The organism is Georgenia deserti, assembly GCF_042680605.1.
GTDB lineage: Bacteria > Actinomycetota > Actinomycetes > Actinomycetales > Actinomycetaceae > Allobogoriella > Allobogoriella deserti.
On the sequence record NZ_JBHUEE010000001.1, the window covers coordinates 591,167 to 610,060 of the forward strand.

At 71.4% G+C, this 18,894-nt stretch carries 17 protein-coding genes; 8 read left to right on the forward strand and 9 right to left on the reverse strand.

Features of this window, described 5'->3' with window-relative positions:
* Positions 1-19 precede the first annotated feature (19 nt).
* Genes ACFSE6_RS02810 through ACFSE6_RS02825 form a run of 4 tightly spaced genes read right to left on the reverse strand, consistent with a single transcriptional unit; the run spans position 20 to position 4,389 of the window.
* On the reverse strand, positions 20-1,354 hold the full coding sequence (locus ACFSE6_RS02810; RefSeq protein WP_388002175.1) for an alpha-L-fucosidase: 1,335 nt from the start codon (positions 1,352-1,354) through the stop codon (positions 20-22).
* 50 nt (positions 1,355-1,404) lie between these two features.
* Positions 1,405-2,253, reverse strand: coding sequence for a carbohydrate ABC transporter permease (locus ACFSE6_RS02815; RefSeq protein WP_388002176.1), 849 nt, complete (start codon positions 2,251-2,253; stop codon positions 1,405-1,407).
* The gene (locus ACFSE6_RS02820; RefSeq protein WP_388002177.1) at positions 2,243-3,169 is read right to left on the reverse strand and encodes a carbohydrate ABC transporter permease; all 927 of its coding nucleotides are present in this window, start codon (positions 3,167-3,169) and stop codon (positions 2,243-2,245) included. Before ACFSE6_RS02820 ends, ACFSE6_RS02815 begins: the two co-directional genes overlap by 11 nt.
* Complete coding sequence (locus ACFSE6_RS02825) at positions 3,166-4,389, reverse strand: ABC transporter substrate-binding protein (protein ID WP_388002178.1); 1,224 nt, start codon at positions 4,387-4,389, stop codon at positions 3,166-3,168. Before ACFSE6_RS02825 ends, ACFSE6_RS02820 begins: the two co-directional genes overlap by 4 nt.
* A gap of 463 nt (positions 4,390-4,852) precedes the next feature.
* Here ACFSE6_RS02825 and ACFSE6_RS02830 point away from each other — a divergent pair, with 463 nt between their 5' ends.
* Positions 4,853-5,560, forward strand: coding sequence for a FadR/GntR family transcriptional regulator (locus ACFSE6_RS02830; RefSeq protein WP_388002179.1), 708 nt, complete (start codon positions 4,853-4,855; stop codon positions 5,558-5,560).
* Here ACFSE6_RS02830 and ACFSE6_RS02835 read toward each other — a convergent pair.
* Genes ACFSE6_RS02835 through ACFSE6_RS02855 form a run of 5 tightly spaced genes read right to left on the reverse strand, consistent with a single transcriptional unit; the run spans position 5,557 to position 11,227 of the window.
* On the reverse strand, positions 5,557-6,849 hold the full coding sequence (locus ACFSE6_RS02835) for a DUF58 domain-containing protein (RefSeq protein WP_388002180.1): 1,293 nt from the start codon (positions 6,847-6,849) through the stop codon (positions 5,557-5,559). The genes ACFSE6_RS02830 and ACFSE6_RS02835 overlap by 4 nt on opposite strands.
* Positions 6,849-7,976, reverse strand: a complete 1,128-nt coding sequence (locus ACFSE6_RS02840) for an AAA family ATPase (RefSeq protein WP_388002181.1) — start codon at positions 7,974-7,976, stop codon at positions 6,849-6,851. The genes ACFSE6_RS02835 and ACFSE6_RS02840 overlap by 1 nt, the downstream gene beginning before the upstream one ends.
* Positions 7,973-9,178: a DUF4350 domain-containing protein gene (locus ACFSE6_RS02845; RefSeq protein ID WP_388002182.1), complete on the reverse strand. Its 1,206-nt coding sequence runs from the start codon at positions 9,176-9,178 to the stop codon at positions 7,973-7,975. The genes ACFSE6_RS02840 and ACFSE6_RS02845 overlap by 4 nt, the downstream gene beginning before the upstream one ends.
* Positions 9,175-9,849: a DUF4129 domain-containing protein gene (locus ACFSE6_RS02850; RefSeq protein ID WP_388002183.1), complete on the reverse strand. Its 675-nt coding sequence runs from the start codon at positions 9,847-9,849 to the stop codon at positions 9,175-9,177. The genes ACFSE6_RS02845 and ACFSE6_RS02850 overlap by 4 nt, the downstream gene beginning before the upstream one ends.
* Position 9,850: 1 nt before the next feature.
* Positions 9,851-11,227: a DUF7847 domain-containing protein gene (locus tag ACFSE6_RS02855; RefSeq protein WP_388002184.1), complete on the reverse strand. Its 1,377-nt coding sequence runs from the start codon at positions 11,225-11,227 to the stop codon at positions 9,851-9,853.
* Between the two features lie 112 nt (positions 11,228-11,339).
* On the opposite strand from ACFSE6_RS02855, the gene mtrA reads away from it, so the two are divergent.
* The 7 genes from mtrA to ACFSE6_RS02890 all read left to right on the forward strand — a co-directional run bounded on the left by mtrA (position 11,340) and on the right by ACFSE6_RS02890 (position 18,849).
* Positions 11,340-12,023 carry an MtrAB system response regulator MtrA gene (mtrA, locus tag ACFSE6_RS02860; RefSeq protein ID WP_388002185.1) on the forward strand — a complete coding sequence of 228 codons (684 nt, stop codon included), beginning with the start codon at positions 11,340-11,342 and terminating at the stop codon, positions 12,021-12,023.
* Positions 12,020-13,783 (forward strand): MtrAB system histidine kinase MtrB, encoded by a 1,764-nt coding sequence (mtrB, locus tag ACFSE6_RS02865; RefSeq protein ID WP_388002186.1) that lies wholly within the window; start codon positions 12,020-12,022, stop codon positions 13,781-13,783. The genes mtrA and mtrB overlap by 4 nt, the downstream gene beginning before the upstream one ends.
* On the forward strand, positions 13,780-15,486 hold the full coding sequence (locus ACFSE6_RS02870; RefSeq protein WP_388002187.1) for an LpqB family beta-propeller domain-containing protein: 1,707 nt from the start codon (positions 13,780-13,782) through the stop codon (positions 15,484-15,486). The genes mtrB and ACFSE6_RS02870 overlap by 4 nt, the downstream gene beginning before the upstream one ends.
* A 90-nt stretch (positions 15,487-15,576) precedes the next feature.
* Positions 15,577-16,332: a ComF family protein gene (locus ACFSE6_RS02875; protein WP_388002188.1), complete on the forward strand. Its 756-nt coding sequence runs from the start codon at positions 15,577-15,579 to the stop codon at positions 16,330-16,332.
* A 258-nt stretch (positions 16,333-16,590) separates the two neighbouring features.
* A complete protein-coding gene (gene hpf, locus ACFSE6_RS02880; RefSeq protein ID WP_388002189.1) occupies positions 16,591-17,280 on the forward strand; it encodes a ribosome hibernation-promoting factor, HPF/YfiA family in 690 nt (229 codons plus the stop codon).
* Between the two features lie 106 nt (positions 17,281-17,386).
* Positions 17,387-18,220: a DUF72 domain-containing protein gene (locus tag ACFSE6_RS02885; protein WP_388002190.1), complete on the forward strand. Its 834-nt coding sequence runs from the start codon at positions 17,387-17,389 to the stop codon at positions 18,218-18,220.
* A complete protein-coding gene (locus ACFSE6_RS02890; RefSeq protein ID WP_388002191.1) occupies positions 18,220-18,849 on the forward strand; it encodes a UdgX family uracil-DNA binding protein in 630 nt (209 codons plus the stop codon). Before ACFSE6_RS02885 ends, ACFSE6_RS02890 begins: the two co-directional genes overlap by 1 nt.
* Positions 18,850-18,894 lie beyond the last annotated feature (45 nt).

Sequence of the window (18,894 nt, forward strand, 5' to 3'; positions counted from 1 at the left end):
CCCGGGGCCCGCCGCCACGTCACCGGCGGCGGCGCAGGCGAAGGAGCGCAGGCCCGGGGCGCCCGGGCTGCAGATCGACGACGACGGTCCCGGCCTCTCGCGGACGGACCGATCCCCAGGAGGCCTCGGCCACGTCCGTCCCGAGCTGCCCGAGTCCGGTGAGCACGGCCGGGCGCTGCTCGCCCTCCGGGCGGTCCACGAAGAGGATCGTCTCGTCGTCGTTGTCCACGGCGCGCACCCATGCGTCGTCGGCGTGGACCTCGGCCGCCGAGGGCTCGGCACCGACCAGCGCCGGCTTGGCGACCGCCATCCAGCGGCCCATCTCGCTCAAGGCCCGGCGCTGGTTGTCCGGGAGCGTTCCGTCGGCCTTGGGCCCGACGTTGAGCAGGAAATGGCCGCCCCGCGAGACCACGTCGGTCAGGTGCCGCGCGATCGCCGGCCCGTCCAGACAGTGCTCGGGCCCCTCCACCTGGTTGTAGCCGAAGGACAGCCCGATGCCTCGGTTGTTCTCCCACTGCTCCTCGGACTCGGCCTCACGGCCGGCCTGGTACTCGCTGGTCGCGTAGTCGTGGTGGGTGTCGCGGCCGAACCTGTCGTTGACCAGGCCATCGGGGTTGCGCCGGTAGAAGTCCTCGAACAGGGCGCCCAGCCCGTGCTCGCCGAAGTGCTTCCCGGCGTCGGGCCACTCGATGTCGTTCCACAGGATGTCCGGGTCGAACCGCTCGATGAGGTCGCGCAGGTGCAGGTAGGCGTAGCGGGCGTAATCGGCATCCTTGGGACGTCCGGTGTCATGGACGCTCTCGTTGCTCAGGTGCGGCGGCATCGGCCGGTAGTGCCAGTCCAGCCCGCCGGAGTAATACAGGCCCAGATGCAGGCCGTGCTTGCCGGCCGCGGTGGCGATCTCCGCGATGAGGTCCCGCCGCGGGCCACGGTGAACGGTGTTGCGGGTGCCGGTCTCCGGGGCGTCCCACAGCGCGATGCCGTCGTGATGCTTCGTCGTCGGCACGACGTAGTCCGCGCCGGCCTCGCCGATCAGCCCGATCAGCTCGTCGGCGTCGAAGTGCTCCGCCCGCCACAGGTCGAGGAAGTCGTCGTAGTCGGCATCGCCGTATACCTCCCGGTGGTGCTGCTGCGCGGGGCTGCCGTCGATGCGGATCGTGTTGTAGTACCACTCGGCGTAGGCGTTGTGGGTGAACCAGACGCGGGCGTCGTCGACGGTCCCGAGCTCGCCGGTCGGCTCTGCCCAGGCGGGGACCGAGTAGGCGCCCCAGTGGATGAAGATGCCGAACGGTGACCTGCGATACCACTCGGGTGTGGGGCGTCGGAGGTCGTCCCAGCGCGCGGTCTCGGTCATGTGTGCTCCCTTTCGTGGTCCGTGGTGGTCGGTGCGCGGTCCGGCAGAGGTCAGCGTCCCCCGAAGCCGCCGAGGTTGACGCCGTGCGCGAGTTGCTTCTGCATGGCGACGACGATGAGCAGGCTCGGGATCACCGCGAGCGTGGCGGCGGCCATCAGCGGGCCCCAGTCCGTGCCCCGTTCACCGGAGAACATCTGCAGGCCCAGGGGCAACGTGGCCATCTCCTGGTCGTAGATGATGATGAGCGGCCAGAGGAAGCTGTTCCAGTACTCGATGAAGAGGAACGCACCGACGATGGCGAGCGGTGCCCGCAGCAGTGGCGCGATGACGTGGAGGAGGATGCGCAACTGCCCGGCGCCGTCGATCCGGGCCGCCTCCTCGTAGTCACGTGGCAGGGTCAGGAGGAACTGGCGCAGCATGAAGGCGCCGAAGGCACCGAACGCGAACGGCAGGATCAGCGCGGCGTAGGTGTTCACCATCTCGGCGCGGCTGGCCATGATGTACAGCGGGATCACGAGGATCTCCTGCGGCAGGACCAGCGTGCCGAGGAAGACCAGGAAAAGCCGGTCCCGGTAGCGGAAGCGCAGCCGCGCGAAGGCGTACGCCGACAGCAGCGAGACGGTCACGGCGAGCAGGGCGCCACCTGCCGCGACGAGAAAGCTGTTCAGCAGGATCCGCGCGAACGGCGTCGCGGTCCACACGGCGGAGTAGTTCGACCACTCGACGCGTGATCCGAGGAGGCTGCCGCCGCTGGAGAGCACCTCGAGGCTCGGCTTGAGAGATGTGGCGAACATCCACAGGAACGGGAAGACGAAGCCGATTCCCACGACGACGATGCCCACCCGGCTGACAAGCCCTGGACCGGTTCGTCGGCGGGCCGGTGCGGACTCAGCTGTCATAGCTCACCCACCTTTTCTGGCCCGCGAACTGCAGGGCCGTCACGAGCATGACGAAGACGAACAGCACCCAGGCGAGCGCCGAGGCGTAGCCGAGATCGTGGAAGGAGAAGCCCTGGTTGTACAGGTAGAGCACCAAAGTGTTGGTCGCGTCGCCCGGGCCACCGCCGGTGAGCATGTACGGCTGGGTGAACACCTTGAATGCACCGATGACCGTCATGATCGTGCAGAAGAAGATCGCCGGGGACAGCAGAGGGAAGACGATGCGCGCGAACCGCGTCCAGCCGATCGCGCCGTCGACCGTGGCCGCCTCGAGGACGATCGGGCTGATGTTGTTCAGGCCGGCGCTCAGCACCACGATGTTGTAGCCGATGCCCTGCCAGATCGACATGGCCACGAGCGAGACCATCGCGAGCGCCGGCTCGCCCAACCACGACGGGCCGTCGATCCCGACGAGCCCGAGGGCCGAGTTGACAACGCCGCCGTCGTCGAGCATGAGACGCCAGACCAGGGCGTTGGCGACCATCGGGACGACGACGGGCACGAAGAAGAGGATCCGGAAGAACGGCGCCCAGGAGCCGAGCCGCTGGAGCCAGACCGCCAGGGCTGTGGCGAGCACGAGATTGAGCGCGGTGAAGGCCACGGTGAAGAGCACGGTGTTACCGAGGACGCGCCAGAACACCGGGTCATCGGTGAGCATCTCCCGGTAGTTCTCGAGGCCGAGGAAGTCTCCGACGCCGAACAGGGGCCAGTCGAAGAAGCTGATGGTCAGGGAGGCCAGCAGCGGCACCACGATGAACACGACGAAGCCGGTCATGCCCGGGGCGAGGTAGCGCAGGGCGAGGCCTCCCTCGCTGCGCGGCCTCCGCCGGGAGGTCGTGGCCCTGCGGTCGGCCGGTGCGGTGGTCGCGGCGCTCATCGCACGGACTCCTGCAGCATGGTGAGAATCTCCTCCGCACTGCGGTGCCCCCGGTAGCCCTCGCTGGAGTAACGGGTGAACGTGGTCTCCAGCTCGTTCCACGTGGGTGTGGTCTCGAGCGGGATACCGGATTCGAGCAGCGCCTCGACGACGGCGACGTCCTGGGCGGGTTTGCCTTCCGCCCACGCGTCGACGGACCGGGCCACCGAGGGCACGGTCCCTCGGGTGCGACCGACCTCGCCGACCACTTCGGGGGTGGTGATCTTCATGATGTTCGCGAAGGCGGTGTCGGGATCGTCGCAGGACCGGGAGATGCCGAAACCGGAGCCCTGGATGTTGCCCCGCGGCTCCCCGGACCTGGACGGGACGACGGCGATGCCGACCTCACCGTCCGTTTCGGACGTGAGCGTCTCGTAGAACCACGGACCGTCGATGATCATGGCTGCGTTGCCTGAGGTGAACTCCTGCAGGTGGACATCGGTGGGATCGCCGGACTGTGGCGCGGCGGCGACACCGTGCTCGGCCACGAGGTCGAACGCCCACTGCATGTCCTCGACGAAGCCGGGCTCGGTCAGCTGGAGCTCGCCGTCCGCCACCGGCACGTTTCCGTTCGCCGATGAGAGCGGGATCCCCGGCCCACCGGTGAAGACCGGCGGCACCGCGAACCCGTACCTTCCCTCGCCGGTCAGCGCGCGCGCGTCGGCGAGGAACTGCTCGCGTGTGTAGTTCAGGCCCGGCTCGTCCAGCCCGGCCTCGGCGAAGCGGTCCTTGTTGTAATAGAGGACCACCGGCTCGGCGTCGTAGGGGATGGCCCGCACCGTCCCGTCCACGGTGAGCGCCTCGATCATCGCGTCGTTGTACATGCTGATGTCGAGCCCGTGCTCGGCCGCGAGGTCGTCCAGCGGCATGAGGATGTCGTCGAGCTCCTGGGCCCTGGCCGCCTGAGTGGTGAGGATGCAGGGAGCGTCGGCGGCCCCCATGCGGGTGTGAACCGTGGTCCAGTAGTCCTCGAAGCTCGGCCCTTCGAGCCGGAGGTCGAATTCAGGATCCTCCTGCTGCGCCGCCGTGACGAACGCCTCCCACTGTGCGCGGTCGCTGGCGTTGCTGATCCACGTGTACATCGACGACGCCGAATTCCCGCCGTCGCCACCGCCGCAGGCCGCGAGCATGGCCACGACGAGTCCGGTGGCGCCGGCCGCCACGAGCCGTCGAGACTTCATGGGGCGCCCCCGGCAGGGGCGGCGTGAGAGGGCCGGGCGCTGTCCGCACGGTGCGTGCGGAGAGGTCCGGCGCGGGTACTGGTGAGCGTGCCCGTCATTGCCATGCTCGTACGTCGACCTCCGCAGGACGTCGCTGGAAGCGACTTCGCCCACCAACAGACATCCCATGTCTAGGACGATCGATGTATAGCACGCTGCCGCACGGGATGTCACACCGGGAGGGTGCGACCTCGCATGGCGTGGGACAGGTGACCGGGAGGAAACATCCCTTTGCTCACGCATCAATGCAGGTGAGCGCGCTTCGCGCCCCACGGTAGCCGCATGCCAGGAGGAAGGAGGCCACGATTGAACCGGAATGACGGTGTACCCGTCCGGTCGTGATGGGCCTCGAGGGCGACAAGTGCCGTGATATAAACATCGGACGTATAGCGGGTTGTTACCGAGTCTCGCCCCGGGAGCTGCTGTGGCCGTCACGGACGATGCCATCACCAAGATCAAGGCGATGATCACCTCGGGCGAGGTCCGTCCCGGTGACAGGCTGCCGCGCGAGGCCGATCTCGCCGCAGCCCTCGGCGTCTCCCGGAACTCGTTGCGCGAGGCGGTTCGCGCGTTGAGCGTCGTCCGGATCCTCGACGTCCGACAGGGGGACGGCACCTATGTCTCCCGGATGAGCGCCGACGAACTGCTCGAGGCCCTGAACTTCCTTCTGGAGTTCCGCCAGGACAACCGAGTCGTCGAGTTCCTGGAAGTGCGCAAGATCCTGGAACCGGCGGCTGCGGCCATCGCGGCACGCGAGATGTCCGAGGCGGAGATCGATGCCCTCGGTGACCTTCTCCGGCAGGCGAGGACGGCGACTGATGTCACCGACCACATCCGCCATGACCTCGCCTTCCACTCCGCCATCGCGGCCGGCGCCGGGAATTCCGTGCTCACCACGCTGCTCGACTCGGTCTCCATGCCCACCGAGAGGGCCCGCATCTGGCGCGGCCTGACCGAGGACGACGCGGTGACCCGCACGCTCGCCGAGCACGAAGAGATCGTCGACGCCATCCGGGCACGGGACCCGGACCTCGCGGCGGCCCGGAGCCTGGTGCACATCGCCGGCGTGCTTCGCTGGCTGCGTCGGGTGGACGAGGCCACCTCGGACGCCGGCCGGCTCGAGGGCGGCTAGAGCCGGCCGGCGGCCTTGAGCTCGAGGTACATGTCCGCAAGTGCCGGGGCGAGGTCGTCCGGGTCGGCCTGGACGACGTCGACGCCGCGGCGGCGTAGCCGCACCGCGATGGCGTCGCGTTCGAGAGCACCGCGCTCGGCAGCGGCGGCGTCGTACACGGCGTCGGCGGTGGAGCGGTCCTGGCGCAGTTCCTCGACCTCCGGGTCGGACGCGGAGGCGAGGACCACCGTGTGGTCCTGCGCGATGGTCGCGGCGGACTGCAGCAGCCCGGAGCTGACCGCGGAGGGTTCCAGCGCCGAGGCGAGCACGACGAGCGCACGCTGGGAGAGTGTGTCCCGCACGACCTGGGTCACCTTCGTGGTGTTCAGCTCGACCAGCGACGGCTCGAGCGGGGCCAAAGCCCGTGCGAGTGCGCTCATCAGGCGCGGTCCGGACTCTCCGGTGACACGTGCGCGCACCTCGCTGTCCACCGCCACCAGGTCCACTCGGTCACCGGCGCGGGTGGCGAGCGCCGCCAGGAGCAAGGCGGCCTCGATCTGCGCGTCGAGCCGCGGGGCGTCCCCGAGGCGGGCGGCGGAGAGCCGGGCCACGTCGAGGACCACGAGGACGCGGCGGTCGCGCTCCGGCCGCCACGTACGGACCACCACGTCCGCCCGCCGCGCCGAGGCCCGCCAGTCGATGGCACGCACGTCGTCGCCGATGACGTACTCGCGCAGGGAGTCGAACTCGGTGCCCTGCCCACGGATGAGGACGGCGGCCCGCCCGTCGATCTCGCGCAGCCGCGCCAACCGGGACGGCAGGTGCCGCCGGGACCGGAACGGCGGCAGCACGCGCAGGATGGCCGGTGCGGGGAGCGAGCGTTGCCGTGCGGCCATGCCCAGCGGTCCGACGGAACGGATGGTCACCAGGTCCGCGGGACGGTCGCCCCGGCGCGTCGGCCGCAGCGGGGTCCGCATGCGCCGCCGCTCGCCAGGCGGGATCCGGACCCGGTGCCGGTTGTGCTCCGCCCCCGCCGAGGGAGGCCATGCGTCCCGGACCACGGCACGCAGTCGCCGCGCGCCGGTGTTCGTCAGCGTCAGCGTCGACGACGTCGGCTCGCCGAGTCGGACCGATCCCCGCACCGAGCGCTCCGGCCGGACTTGCTTCGGCGACGCCGCCAGCACGGTGTCCACTACGCATGCCAGCACGACCAGACCGATCCACAGCCACAGCGTGGAGGCGCGCGGCCACAGTGCTGCAGGGACGGCACCGACGGCCATGACGACCGCCGCACGGGTGGTCGGCACCATCAGCGGGGGACCGGCACGGACCCGAGGACGCCGTCGAGCACGGTCTCCGCGGTCACGCCTTCCAGTTCGGCCTCGGCGCGGAGCTGGACCCGGTGCCGCAGCGTCGGATGGGCCAGCGCCTTGACGTCGTCCGGGGTGACATAGCCGCGGCCGGACAGCCACGCCCACGCCCGCGCCGTGGCCAGCACCGCCGTCGCCCCGCGCGGCGAGACCCCGAGTGAGAGCGAGGGCGAGGTGCGTGTGGCGCGCACGATGTCGACCACGTAGCCGAGCACCTCGGGGCCCACCTGCACGCGCCTGACCTCCTCTCGGGCGGCCGCCAGATCCGTGGGGCCGGCCACCGGCGAGACGCCGGCGCCGCCGAGGTCGCGCGGGTCGAAGCCCAGCGAGTGCCGCTGGAGCACCTCGATCTCCTGCGACCGTTCCGGCAGCGGCAGCAGCAGCTTGAGCAGGAACCGGTCGAGCTGGGCTTCCGGCAGCGGGTAGGTGCCTTCGTACTCGACCGGGTTCTGGGTGGCGATCACCATGAACGGTTCCGGCAGCATGCGCGGCTGCCCGTCCACCGAGACCTGCCGCTCTTCCATCGCCTCCAGCAGCGCGGCCTGGGTCTTCGGCGGGGTGCGGTTGATCTCGTCGGCGAGCATGAGGTTGGTGAACACCGGGCCCTCCTTGAAGGAGAACTCGGCGGTACGGGCGTCGTAGATCAGCGATCCGGTGACGTCGCCCGGCATGAGGTCAGGCGTGAACTGCACCCGCTTGGTTCCCATGTCGAGCGCGGTCGCGAGGGTGCGCACCAGGAGCGTCTTGGCCACGCCCGGCACGCCCTCGAGGAGGACGTGGCCACCGCTGAGGAGTCCGATGACCAGACCCGTGACCGCCGCGTCCTGGCCGACCACGGCCTTGCCGACCTCGGAGCGGAGGGCGCCGAGACGGGCGCGGGCGGGGGAGTCGGCGGCCGGTGCCGACGTGGGGCCGGGGGGCTGTGCCCCGGCCGGACCCTCCGGGGCCGGCTGCTGAGGGTCTGGCTGTGGAGGACCGGGCTGTTGGGCACCTGGCTGTGAGGGGCCGGGCTGTTGCGGGCCGGACGGCGGTGGCCCGGACGGCTGCGGATGCGGGGGCTGGCTCACGTTCGGTGGACCTCTCTCTCCAGGTCGTCGAGCATGGTGGACAGGGTGAGCAGACCGGCGTCGTCGGACGGTGCGGTGCCGTAGAGCAGCGCGTCCACCTCCTCCCGCGCACGGCCGGTGGCGCGGGTGATGGCGTCGACGAGTGCCTCGCGGGTGGCGGACCGGGGGAGCCCGAGGCTGCGGGCCGTGCGACTCGCCACGCCGGCACGCAGTGCCGCCGCCGCATGGTCGCGTGCGCGGCTGCGGCGGTACAGGCGGCCACGACCGCGGGTGGTCTCCGCGGACCGGACGACGACCGGCATGAGTTCGGTGACCACCGGCCCCAGGCCGCGGGCCCGGCTCACGCCCAGCACGACGGCGGCGGCCAGCAGGGCCCACAACACCCACGTGGCCGCGGGCGGAAGCAGCGGGACGTCCTCGTCCGCCGCGCCCTGGGTGTCCTCGATCGAGGTGGGCAGGTACCACAGCAGTTCGTCGTGATGACCGAGGCTGCGCAGGGTCAGTGCGGCGTGCCCGTGGTCGGCCAGGGAGGCGTTCTCGACCAGATGCCGCGACGCCAGGTACCGCACCGTTGCCCCACCGTCTCGCCACACCGCGTAGCCGCCGGTGCGGTCCGTCTCCGGGGCAGGGAAGCACACGGTCACGCCGCTGCCGGTGGCGGTGACCGCGGTACTGCCGAGCTCGATGCGGGACGCTGCCGCGGCGTCCCCGTCCGAGCAGGCGGCCGGCACCGCCTGACCGGAGGTGACGGGCGCCGGCTCGACCGGGAGCTCGTCCGTGACGTTCGGGTCGGCGAAGAGTTGGCCGACCATCGTCAGGTCCGCGCCCGTCGAGACGAGCTCCTGGTACTGCCCGGGCCGGACACGGTCGAAGTCGGGCAGGAAGATCGTGGTGCCGGGTCCGGCGCGGTGGAGGAGTTCGGTGTACGTGTTCACCTCGTGGATCTCGACACCCTGGTCGCGCAGGATCTCGGCCGTGGCCATCGCTCCCGCGGGCTCGGGGTTGTCCGGCGCCAGCGGGCGGCTCGAGGTGCGCTGACCCAGCAGGGTCGCGGCCGTGCCGAGCGCCAGGAACGCGACGATGACGAGGACGGTGATGATCCGGCGGCGACGACGGCGGGAGCGCGGTTCACCGGCAGCGGCCGGTCCCGGGGTGTCCTCCGTCGTCGTCCGGGGGGTCTCGGTCTGCGGACCGGCGGTCATCGCACCCCCACCCAACCCTCGTCCCGCACCCGCCGCGGACCGGTCACCGGGCGCGCACGGGAGGTTGCCGCGGCCAGCTCCCGCAGCCGGGCGTCGTCCTCCCGGGTGGGCGTGAGGTGGCCGTAGCACACGTCGTCGAAGAGTCGACCGGCCCATCGGATGCCCCTGGCTTGGTCCGGCAGTGCCGCAGCCGCCATCCCGGCCGCCTCGTGGGCGGTCATGCCGGGCCGGTCGTCCAGGACGGAGCGCTCGTCGAGGGAGCGCACCAGGGCACGGAACCGTTCCAGCACGGCGGCGGCCCAATCCCCGCGGGCGGCGGCGGCGTCGGCGGTGGCCGTGAGGTCTGCACTGTCCCGGGCGTCCTCGAACAGCTGGTGCGAGGCCGGCATCTCAGCTCTTCGGCGCGCGCGCACGCGACCCCCGAGGAGCAACGACACGACGACGACCGCGACGAACGCCGCGACGATCAGCACGGGCACGAGGCTGGACGGGGCGTTGACGTTCAGCGCCTGGATCCCGTCCAGCAGGTCGCCGAGGAACCGGAGGATCCGCTCGAGCAGACCGGGGTCGTTCTGGTAGATCGGCTCGGCGAGTTCTTCCTCGGCCCATCGCTGAGCCTCGGCGGCGTCCGGATCGACGGGAACCCCCGTGAGAACGGTCAGACCCGGCACGTCACCCCGTCCTCTCGCTGCTCGCCGCCCGGGCCAGGGCAACGTCCAGCCCTTCCTTGCGCATGCGGACGTCGATGTAGGTCAGGGCCACGACCGCGGCCATGAACGGCGTCGTCAGCGCGGAGACGAGGACCTGGAGCACGTTCATCACGATCGAGATGACGACGAGCGTGTCCGGACCGACGGGGACCAACGAGGTGAGGGCCGAGACCGGCACGAGCATCGCCACGGAGAGGATGACCACGATGAGCGTGGCGAGGATCATGATGCCGAAGATGCGCCAGAAGTGGCCGCGGCTCAGTCGCCAGGACCGCCCGATCGCCGCCGCGGGGCCAATCCGCTCGAGCATGAGCGCGGGTGAGGCCAGCATGAAGCGGACCACGAAGTAGGCGATGGCCACCAGGAAGCCGAGATACGCCACGAAGATCACCGGCACCAGGGCGAACGGGCTGGCGTCGAACACCTGGATGAGCAGTGCGGTCAGGATCGCGACGGCGGCGGCGAGCACCATGAGACCGACGAAGGACAGCAGGGCGAGCAGCACCGTCAGTCCGACCAGTCGCCAGAGCTGGCCCTTCGCGGCGCGCCAGATCTGCCCGATCGTCGCCACCCGGCCGACCACCGACTCGCTCACCGAGACGATGAGCAACGCCGTGAGCACGATGGAGGCCACGAAGACGCCCAGGACGGCGAAGAGCGCCCCCACCGTCGAGGCGAGCAGGCCCGTGCCGAGGGCCTGCATGCCGATGTCGGCAGCGCCCTGGCCGAGAAGGGGAAGCAGAGTCGCGTTCATGATCAGGGCGATGACGGCGGCCTCGATCACCGCCGTCACGCCCATGATCAGCAGGGACAATCCGAACGTCGCCTTCGGGTTCGCCCGGATGGCCCGGAATGCGCCGTCGAGGATCTCCCCGACACTCATCGGCCGCAACGGGATGATGCCCGGCCGGTCACCGGGATGGAAGCCCGGCGGTAGCGATTGGCTCGACGGCGTGCCGTACTGGCCGTAGCGGTACTGATCGGCTCCGGTCGGCGCGGGCGTGCCGGTCCAGGAGTCGGCGCCCCACGACGGCACGGCCCCGGACGGCTGCCCGTAGGCCCCGTACCGGTTCTGGTCTCCATCCCCGCTCTGGCCGTCCTGGGCCGGCCAGCCGTACTGGCTGGGTTGGCCGGGTTGTTCAGGTTGACCGTACTGCCCGTACTGCCCGTACTGCCCGTACTGCCCGTACTGCCCGTACTGCCCGTACTGCCCAGGCTGCCCGTACTGGTTCGGCTGGCCGGACTGACCGTGGGTGCCTTGCTGCGGCGGTTGATCCTGCGGGCCGAAGCGTCCGGCGTCGTCGGGCGGCTCGCCGCCCTCCGGCCTCCAGCCGCTCATCCGATCGTCCTCCCTGCTGTGCCCCCGAGGCAGGCCCTATCGTCGCACGTCCCGGTGCCGCGGTCAGGCTGGTCCGCGCCCGTGCGCCCACGAGGGATGGGAACATGTCCCCATGAGTGTCAATCTGCTCGTGATCGACGACGACACCGCGCTCGCGGAGATGATCGGCATCGTGATGGAGGCCGAGGGGTACAGCGTGGCGTACTGTGCCGACGGCGCCCAGGCGCCTGAGGTGTTCCGCGCCGAGCAGCCTGATCTGGTGCTGCTCGACCTCATGCTGCCGGGCCTGGACGGGATCGAGATCTGCAAGATCATCCGGGCCGAGTCCGACGTCCCGGTGGTCATGCTGACCGCCAAGTCGGACACCCTCGACGTGGTCGCCGGCCTGGAGGCCGGAGCGGACGACTACATCTCCAAGCCGTTCAAGCCCAAGGAGCTCGCCGCCCGCGTCAAGGCACGGCTGCGGCGCCAGGAGAACCCCGAGCCGGAACGGCTGCGGATCGGCGATCTCGAGATCGACGTCGCCGGGCACGAGGTGACCCGTGACGGGCACGCCATTGCCCTGACACCGCTCGAGTTCGATCTCATCGTGGCCCTAGCACGCAAACCGTGGCAGGTCTTCAGCCGCGAGGTCCTGCTCGAGCAGGTCTGGGGGTACCGGCACGCGGCCGACACCCGGCTGGTCAACGTCCACGTGCAGCGGTTGCGCGCCAAGGTGGAGAAGGACCCCGAGCACCCCGAGGTCGTCGTGACCGTCCGCGGGGTCGGCTATCGGGCGGGGGCGCCCCACGAGTGACCGAGGACCTCGGCGGACCGCCCCCCGCCGGACCACGCGTCGGATCGGTGCCGCATCCCGCCGGCCCGGCCACCACCTACCGCCCGCCGGCGCGCCGCTCGGCGCTACGCCGGCGGCTGCGGCGCAAGTTGCTGCGGCTCATGCAGAGCTGGCGCTCCTCGCTGACCGTCCGGGTCGTCTCCACCACAGTCCTGGGCGGCCTTCTCGCCCTCGGGATCGTCGGCGGTGTGCTGTCCGCGCAGATCCGCGAGGGGCTCTACGAGGAGCGGGTCGACCAGATGCTGCAGGACGCCGCGCTCCAGCGCCAGGAAGCGCAAGAGATGTTCGACTCCTCCACCGCGACGACGAGTCAGGACGTCCAGGGCGTGGCCAACGACTGGCTGGAGAGCCTCAGTCTGTCCGGTACCGACGCGGACTACGCGTACCTGCGCAGCTCGCCGAGGTCCGATTCACCCGTGGACTTCCAGGACCTGGTCAACGTCGGCGGCTACGACCTGCCGAGCCTGGTCAGCGAGGACCTGAGCACCGCCGTCGAGGAGGAGGGCGGGCAGCACTGGCAGCCGATCTCGCTGCCCACGCCGGACGGCGAGGTGCCCGGCATCGTGGTCGGTGCGCCGGTGACCCTGCCGGCCGCCGGCGACGCCCAGGAGCTTTACCTCTTCTACAGCCTGCAGACCGAGGAGGAGACCCTCGGGCTCGTCCTGCAGGTGCTCGCCGTCGGCGCGCTCGCGATCGCCGTCCTGCTCGGCGCCATGACGTGGGGCATCACCCGGTGGGTGCTGCAGCCGGTCACCGACGCCGTACTCGCCGCCGAGCGGCTCGCCGACGGTGAGCTCGACGAGCGGATGGACGTACGCGGACGGGACGAGCTCGCCCTGCTCGGCCAGTCCTTCAACGAGATGGCCGCCTCGCTCCAGCGCCAGATCGAACGGATGGAGGAGCTCTCCCGCCTGCAACAACGCTTCGTCTCCGACGTCTCGCACGAGTTGCGCACGCCGCTGACGACCATCCGCATGGCAGGCGAGCTCATCCACGAGAGCCGGGAGAGTTTCGACCCGGCGGTGCGGCGCTCGGCGGAACTGCTGCACGCGCAGCTGGACCGGTTCGAGTCGATGCTCGCGGACCTGCTGGAGATCTCCCGCTTCGATGCCGGCGCCGCGATCCTGGAGGTCGAGGAACGCGATGTGCGCGACCTCGTCGGACACGTCGTCGACCTGACCGCGATCCTGGCCGACGCGAAGGGGTCACCGCTACGCGTCGACGCGCCGGACGAGCCGTGCACCGCCGCCGTCGACTCCCGCAGGATCGAGCGCGTCCTGCGCAACTTGCTCTCCAACGCCATCGAGCACGGTGAGGGCCAGCCGATCGAGATCACTGTCGCCGCCAGCAACTCCGCCGTCGCCGTGCGGGTCCGGGACCACGGCGTGGGCATGGACGCCGACGCCGCGTCCCACGTCTTCGACCGGTTCTGGCGCGCCGACCCGGCCCGGGCACGCACCACCGGGGGCACCGGCCTCGGGCTGGCGATCTCGCTGGAGGACGCCCGTTTGCACGGCGGCAGCCTCGAGGCGTGGTCCCGCCCGGGCGAGGGGGCCTCGTTCCTACTCACCCTGCCGCGGCGGGCCGGCGCCGACATCGGCGTGCGGCCGTTGCGGCTGGAGCCGGACGAAGACGCGCAGGACCGCCCGGAGCAGAACCCGAGCGTCATCGTGTCCTCGGACGGGCCGTCCCTGACCAGGACCTCGGAGGAGAACGGATGAGTCGCCAGCGAATCTCCCCCGCGCGGCGGCGCGGCGCCGTCGCCGTCCTGCTCGCCGTCGTCCTCCTCGTCGCCGGCTGCGCCAGCCTGCCCCGGTCCGGTCCGGTCACCGCCTCCGACCCGGACCTCCCGGCGCCGCAACCTGTCGGCTTCCTCGCCCGCGGCCCTCAGCCGGGCGCCTCCCCGGAAGAGATCGTCGAGGGCTTCCTCGCCGCCTCCGCCGCCGGCTACAGCGACGACTTCGTCGTGGCCCGCACGTTCCTCACCGGCGCGGCCGCCGACACCTGGCAGCCACTGGCGCAGGTGCGCGTCTACGACGAGGAGCCCGAACTCACCCGCGGCGACGACGGCGGCGTGCACCTGTCGGTGGGGGCGGCTGCCTCCGTCGACGGCGCCGGCCGCTATACGGAGGCGAGCGAGGACGCGACCATCGACGCCGACTTCACCCTGGCGCGCAACGCCCAGGGGGAGTGGCGCATCGCCGGGCTGGACGACGGCGTGCTGCTGTCCGCGGCCAACTTCAGTTCCATCTACACCGAGTCCGCCCTGTACTTCCTCACGCCGGACCGGCAGGCGCTCGTGCCGGAGACGCGCTGGTTCCCCCAGGAGAACCTCGCGACCTCGCTCGTCAGCGCCCTGCTCGAGGGGCCGTCGCCCTGGCTCGAACCGGGTGTCGCCACCGCCGTGCCGGTCGGGACCCGGATGGTCGTCGAGTCCGTCACCGTGACCGACGGCGTCGCGCGGGTCGATCTGTCCGCGGACTCTCTCTCCGCGGACGGCCGTGAGCGCGCGCTGCTGTACGCGCAGGTCCAGACCACGTTGGGAGCCGTCGCGGAGATCCAGGACGTCGAGATCACCGCGGCCGGCGCTCCGTTCGAGGTGAGTCAGACCGCACCGGACCTCTCCAGCTATCCCTATACCTCCGGCGCCACCCTCGCCGTGAGCGAGGGCACCCTTGTCGACGTCTCTGGTGGCGAGGCCACGCCGCGCCCGGGTTCGGACCTGCTCAGCGGCATGGACCTGCACGATCCCGCCGTCGGCTACGAAGGACAGACCGCAACCACAGCGGTGCTGGACGGGAACGATCGCCTCATCAGCGCGCCACCCAACGGTGACCAGCCGATCATGCTCGCCGAGGGCACGAACCTCGTCGCACCGTCGGTCGACCGGTTCGGGTGGGTGTGGACGACACCTACCCAGAACGAGGGCAGCCTCCTCGCGGTGCTCGCCAACGGTGACCTGGTCGACGTCGCCGCCTCCTGGCTCGAGGGCGGCCAGGTGCGCGCGGTCCGGGTCTCCCGTGACGGCGCCCGCATGGCGGTGGCCTGGGTCGAGAACAACGGAGACCTCGTCCTCGACCTCGCGTCCGTGGTCCGGACCCCCAACGGTGTCCCGCAGCACCTCGGGGAGCCGGTGCGCGTGGGGGAGAACCTCAGCGACGTCACGGACCTGGCATGGACGGAGGAGAACACCCTCGCAGCCCTCGGCACCTCGTCCCTCTCACCGGAGCCGGCCGTCCACCTCGTCCATCTCGGCGGCCCCACCGAGGTGATCCCCGCCGTCGAGGGCGTCGCGTCCCTGACCGCGGGACGCGGTGAACGCTCGCTCGTGCTCGCCACCGCCGGCGGTCAGCTCTATGAACGCAACGGTCCCGCGTGGCGCCTGGTGCACAGCGGCGCCACCGATCCGGCCCTGCCGGGCTGAGCGTCCACACCGGCGGTCGGGCCGTCCTGTCATCCACAGCCCGGCGGACGTGTCCGGCGGACGGCACGGCGCGGCTGCCAGGCTGCGCCCATGAGCGTTCGCACGGCCGCGACCGAGGCCGTCTCCCTGCTGCTTCCGGTGGAATGCGTCGGGTGCGGCCGCTGGGACGTCTCGCTGTGCGAGGAGTGCGAGGCCGTGCTGCGCCGTCGCCCGGTGCGGTGCGAACAGCAGACCGTGCTCCTCTCGGGAGCGGGGACGAGGCCGGTCCTGCCCACGTGGTCGGTCGGCCCGTACCGAGGCGTGCTGCGCGCCACGGTGCTCGGCTGGAAGACCCATCGCCGCAGCGACATCGCGCCCAGAGTGCTGCGAGCCGCTGCCGACGTCGCCGCGCAGTGGTCCGCCGACCCAGATCTGCGGGAGCTGCTCGGCGACGAGCCCTGTGTGGTCGTCGTGCCGGCACCCTCCGGCTGGCGGCGCCGACTCGCCCGCAGGCTCGTGGTCGGTGACTTGGCCGACGCCGTCGCCCGCGGCCTGGCGAGCGGCGCACCGGGACCGCGGGAGCTGCTGGTCGCCGACGTGCTGCGACGTCGGGGCGGGCCGGCTCATCAGGCCGGGACCGGCGCACGCGGGCGCGTGGTCAATCGAGACGGGACGGTCCGGTGCCGGGCCGGACTCCCGGCCGAGATGGCCGTGCTGCTGGTGGACGACGTCGTCACCACCGGCGCGACACTGTCCGCCTGTGCCGAGGCGGTCCGGGCCGCTGGCGGACGTCCGGTGGCCGCCTTCACCCTCGCCTCCACCGAGTCCCCGACCGGTTCGGGCCGCGCACTGCGAGGAGCACGGTGAGACTCCGCCCGGGCCCCCAGACGGTGTTGCGAAGCGATTTCGCGCTGCGGGTCCCGTTCGGCCGCGATCGGTACTAGCGTGACCCTATGGAGGGCACTGTCGGACCCCGAGGACGCCGCGAAGGAGCGCGAACCGGGTCCGGCCGGGGGGAGGTGGTCGCCGCGTCGCAGGTCCGCGCGTGACCGCCCGCGGATCGTCTCAGCAGGTCAATCAGGGCAGGAGTCCCTCCTGCTCTCGCGCCCCCTCGAGGAGGACACCATGGAGATCGTCGTCAAGGGCCGTAACACCGAGATCGCGGACCGCTTCCGCACCCACGTGGAGGGCAAGCTGACCAAGGTCGCGCAGCTCGCCCCGCGGGCGCAGCGGGTCGAGGTAGAGCTCACGCACGAGCGCAATCCGCGCCTGGCGGAGGTCTGCGAGCGGGTGGAGATCACCGTGCGCGACCGCGGTCCGGTCATCCGCGCGGAGGCGAAGGCCTCCGACCGTTACGGAGCCCTCGACCTCGCCTCGGGCAAACTGCTCGAGCGTCTCCGCCGATCCCGTGACCGTCGCAAGAACCACCACCGTCGCCGTCCCTCACGCGCTCAGGGAGGGGCGCCGCTCCCGGAGCCCGCCGAGGCCGCACAGGAGGCCACGGAGATGCCGGACCACCCGGTGGCGCCGACCGCGCCCGGGGAGAGCGTCGAGGCACAACTGGGCGACTCGCCCGTCATCGTGCGCCAGAAGCTGCACGACGCCGAGCCGATGACCGTGGACCAGGCCCTGTACGAGATGGAGCTGGTGGGCCACCCCTTCTACCTCTTCATCGACGCCGAGACGGGACAGCCCTGCGTCGTCTACCACCGGCACGGCTGGACCTACGGCGTCATCCGGCTCAACACCGTCACCGGCGCTGCGGACGGCGAGGCTACCAACCACGTACGCAGGCCAGCGGCGCGCGCGAGCTGACGCGCGGCGCCTGCCGGTCCAGCGGGAGAGGTCCGGGCCGGTCCATCCGGGCCGGCCCGGCTCTGTGCCCGTGCGGGTCCGGGAGGGGGTTCGTAGACTCCGGCAGATGACCGTCCACGTCGGTATTTCCGGTTGGCGGTACGCGCCGTGGCGCGGCACGTTCTACCCCCGAGGCCTGCCTCAACGCGGTGAGCTCGGCTACGCAGCCGACCGGCTCTCCTCGGTGGAGATCAACGGGTCGTTCTACTCGTTGCAACGGCCGGCGAGCTTCCGTTCCTGGTACGAGGAGACACCCCCCGGATTCCTCTTCGCTGTCAAGGGGGGCCGGTTCATCACGCACATGAAGAAGCTCGCCGGGGTGGACGGTGCGCTGGCGAACTTCTTCGCCTCCGGCGTCCTGGCGCTGCGCGAGAAGCTCGGCCCGGTCCTGTGGCAGCTGCCGCCGACCCTCGGGTTCGACGCCGAACGGATCGGCGACTTCCTCGCGCGGCTGCCGCGTACCACGACCGATGCTGCTGCACTGGCGGCCGGCCACGACCACCGGGTCCCGGACCCGTGGACGCAGACGGACCAGGAGCGCCCGCTGCGCCACGCGCTCGAGGTGCGGCACGCCAGCTTTCACGACCCGGCCTTCGTGCGACTGGCGAGCGCCCACGGCGTGGCCGTTGTCGCGGCCGATACCGCCGGCAGGTGGCCGTTTCTCGAGGAGTTGACCGCCGATTTCGCCTACGCCCGCCTGCACGGCGACGAGGAGCTGTACGTCAGCGGTTATGACCCGCCGGCGCTGGACATGTGGGCGGCTCGCGTCCGGCGATGGCACGAGACCGGCCGGGACGTCTATGTCTATTTCGACAACGACACCAAGGTCCGGGCCCCGGTGGACGCCATCGCCCTGACCGAACGACTGGCGGACCTCGTCCCGGCCCGGGTGGTGGCGTGATGGCCCCCGGCGCGGAGGAACGGCCCGGCGCCCAGCGGTGGGTCCCGGCCGAGGGTGACGTCGACGCGCTACGCGCCGCGGCACCCGGATGCCGGGGTTGCGAGCTGTGGGCCGACGCCACCCAGGTGGTCTTCTCCGCGGGCCCTTCCGACGCGCGCGTCGTGCTGGTGGGGGAACAGCCCGGAGACAGGGAGGACCGCGAGGGCGAACCGTTCGTCGGTCCCGCCGGCCGCGTGCTCGCCGATGCCCTCGCCGCCGCCGGCATCGACCCCGAGAGCGTCTACACGACCAACGCGGTCAAACACTTCCGGTTCGTCGACCGTGGAAAGCGGCGCATCCACAAGAAGCCCGGCGTCGCCCACCTCCAGGCCTGCGGGCCCTGGCTCGCCGCCGAGCTCGCGGCCGTCCGACCCGAGGTCGTCCTCTGCCTGGGCGCGACGGCCGCGCGCGGGGTGCTGGGCCGCGCGGTCCGGATCGGCGACGTTCGCGGCGAGGTGCTCGAGGGCGAGGAGGCCGCCCCTCGGGTGGTGGTCACCACCCATCCGTCGGCCGTCGTGCGCCTGCGCGGCAAACCGGAGTTCGATGCGGCGTTCGAGGAGTTCGTCGCGGACCTGCGCGCCGCCACCTGAGGGGCGGCGAGCGGTGGCTGCGCTCCACGACGTCCTCGCCGCCAC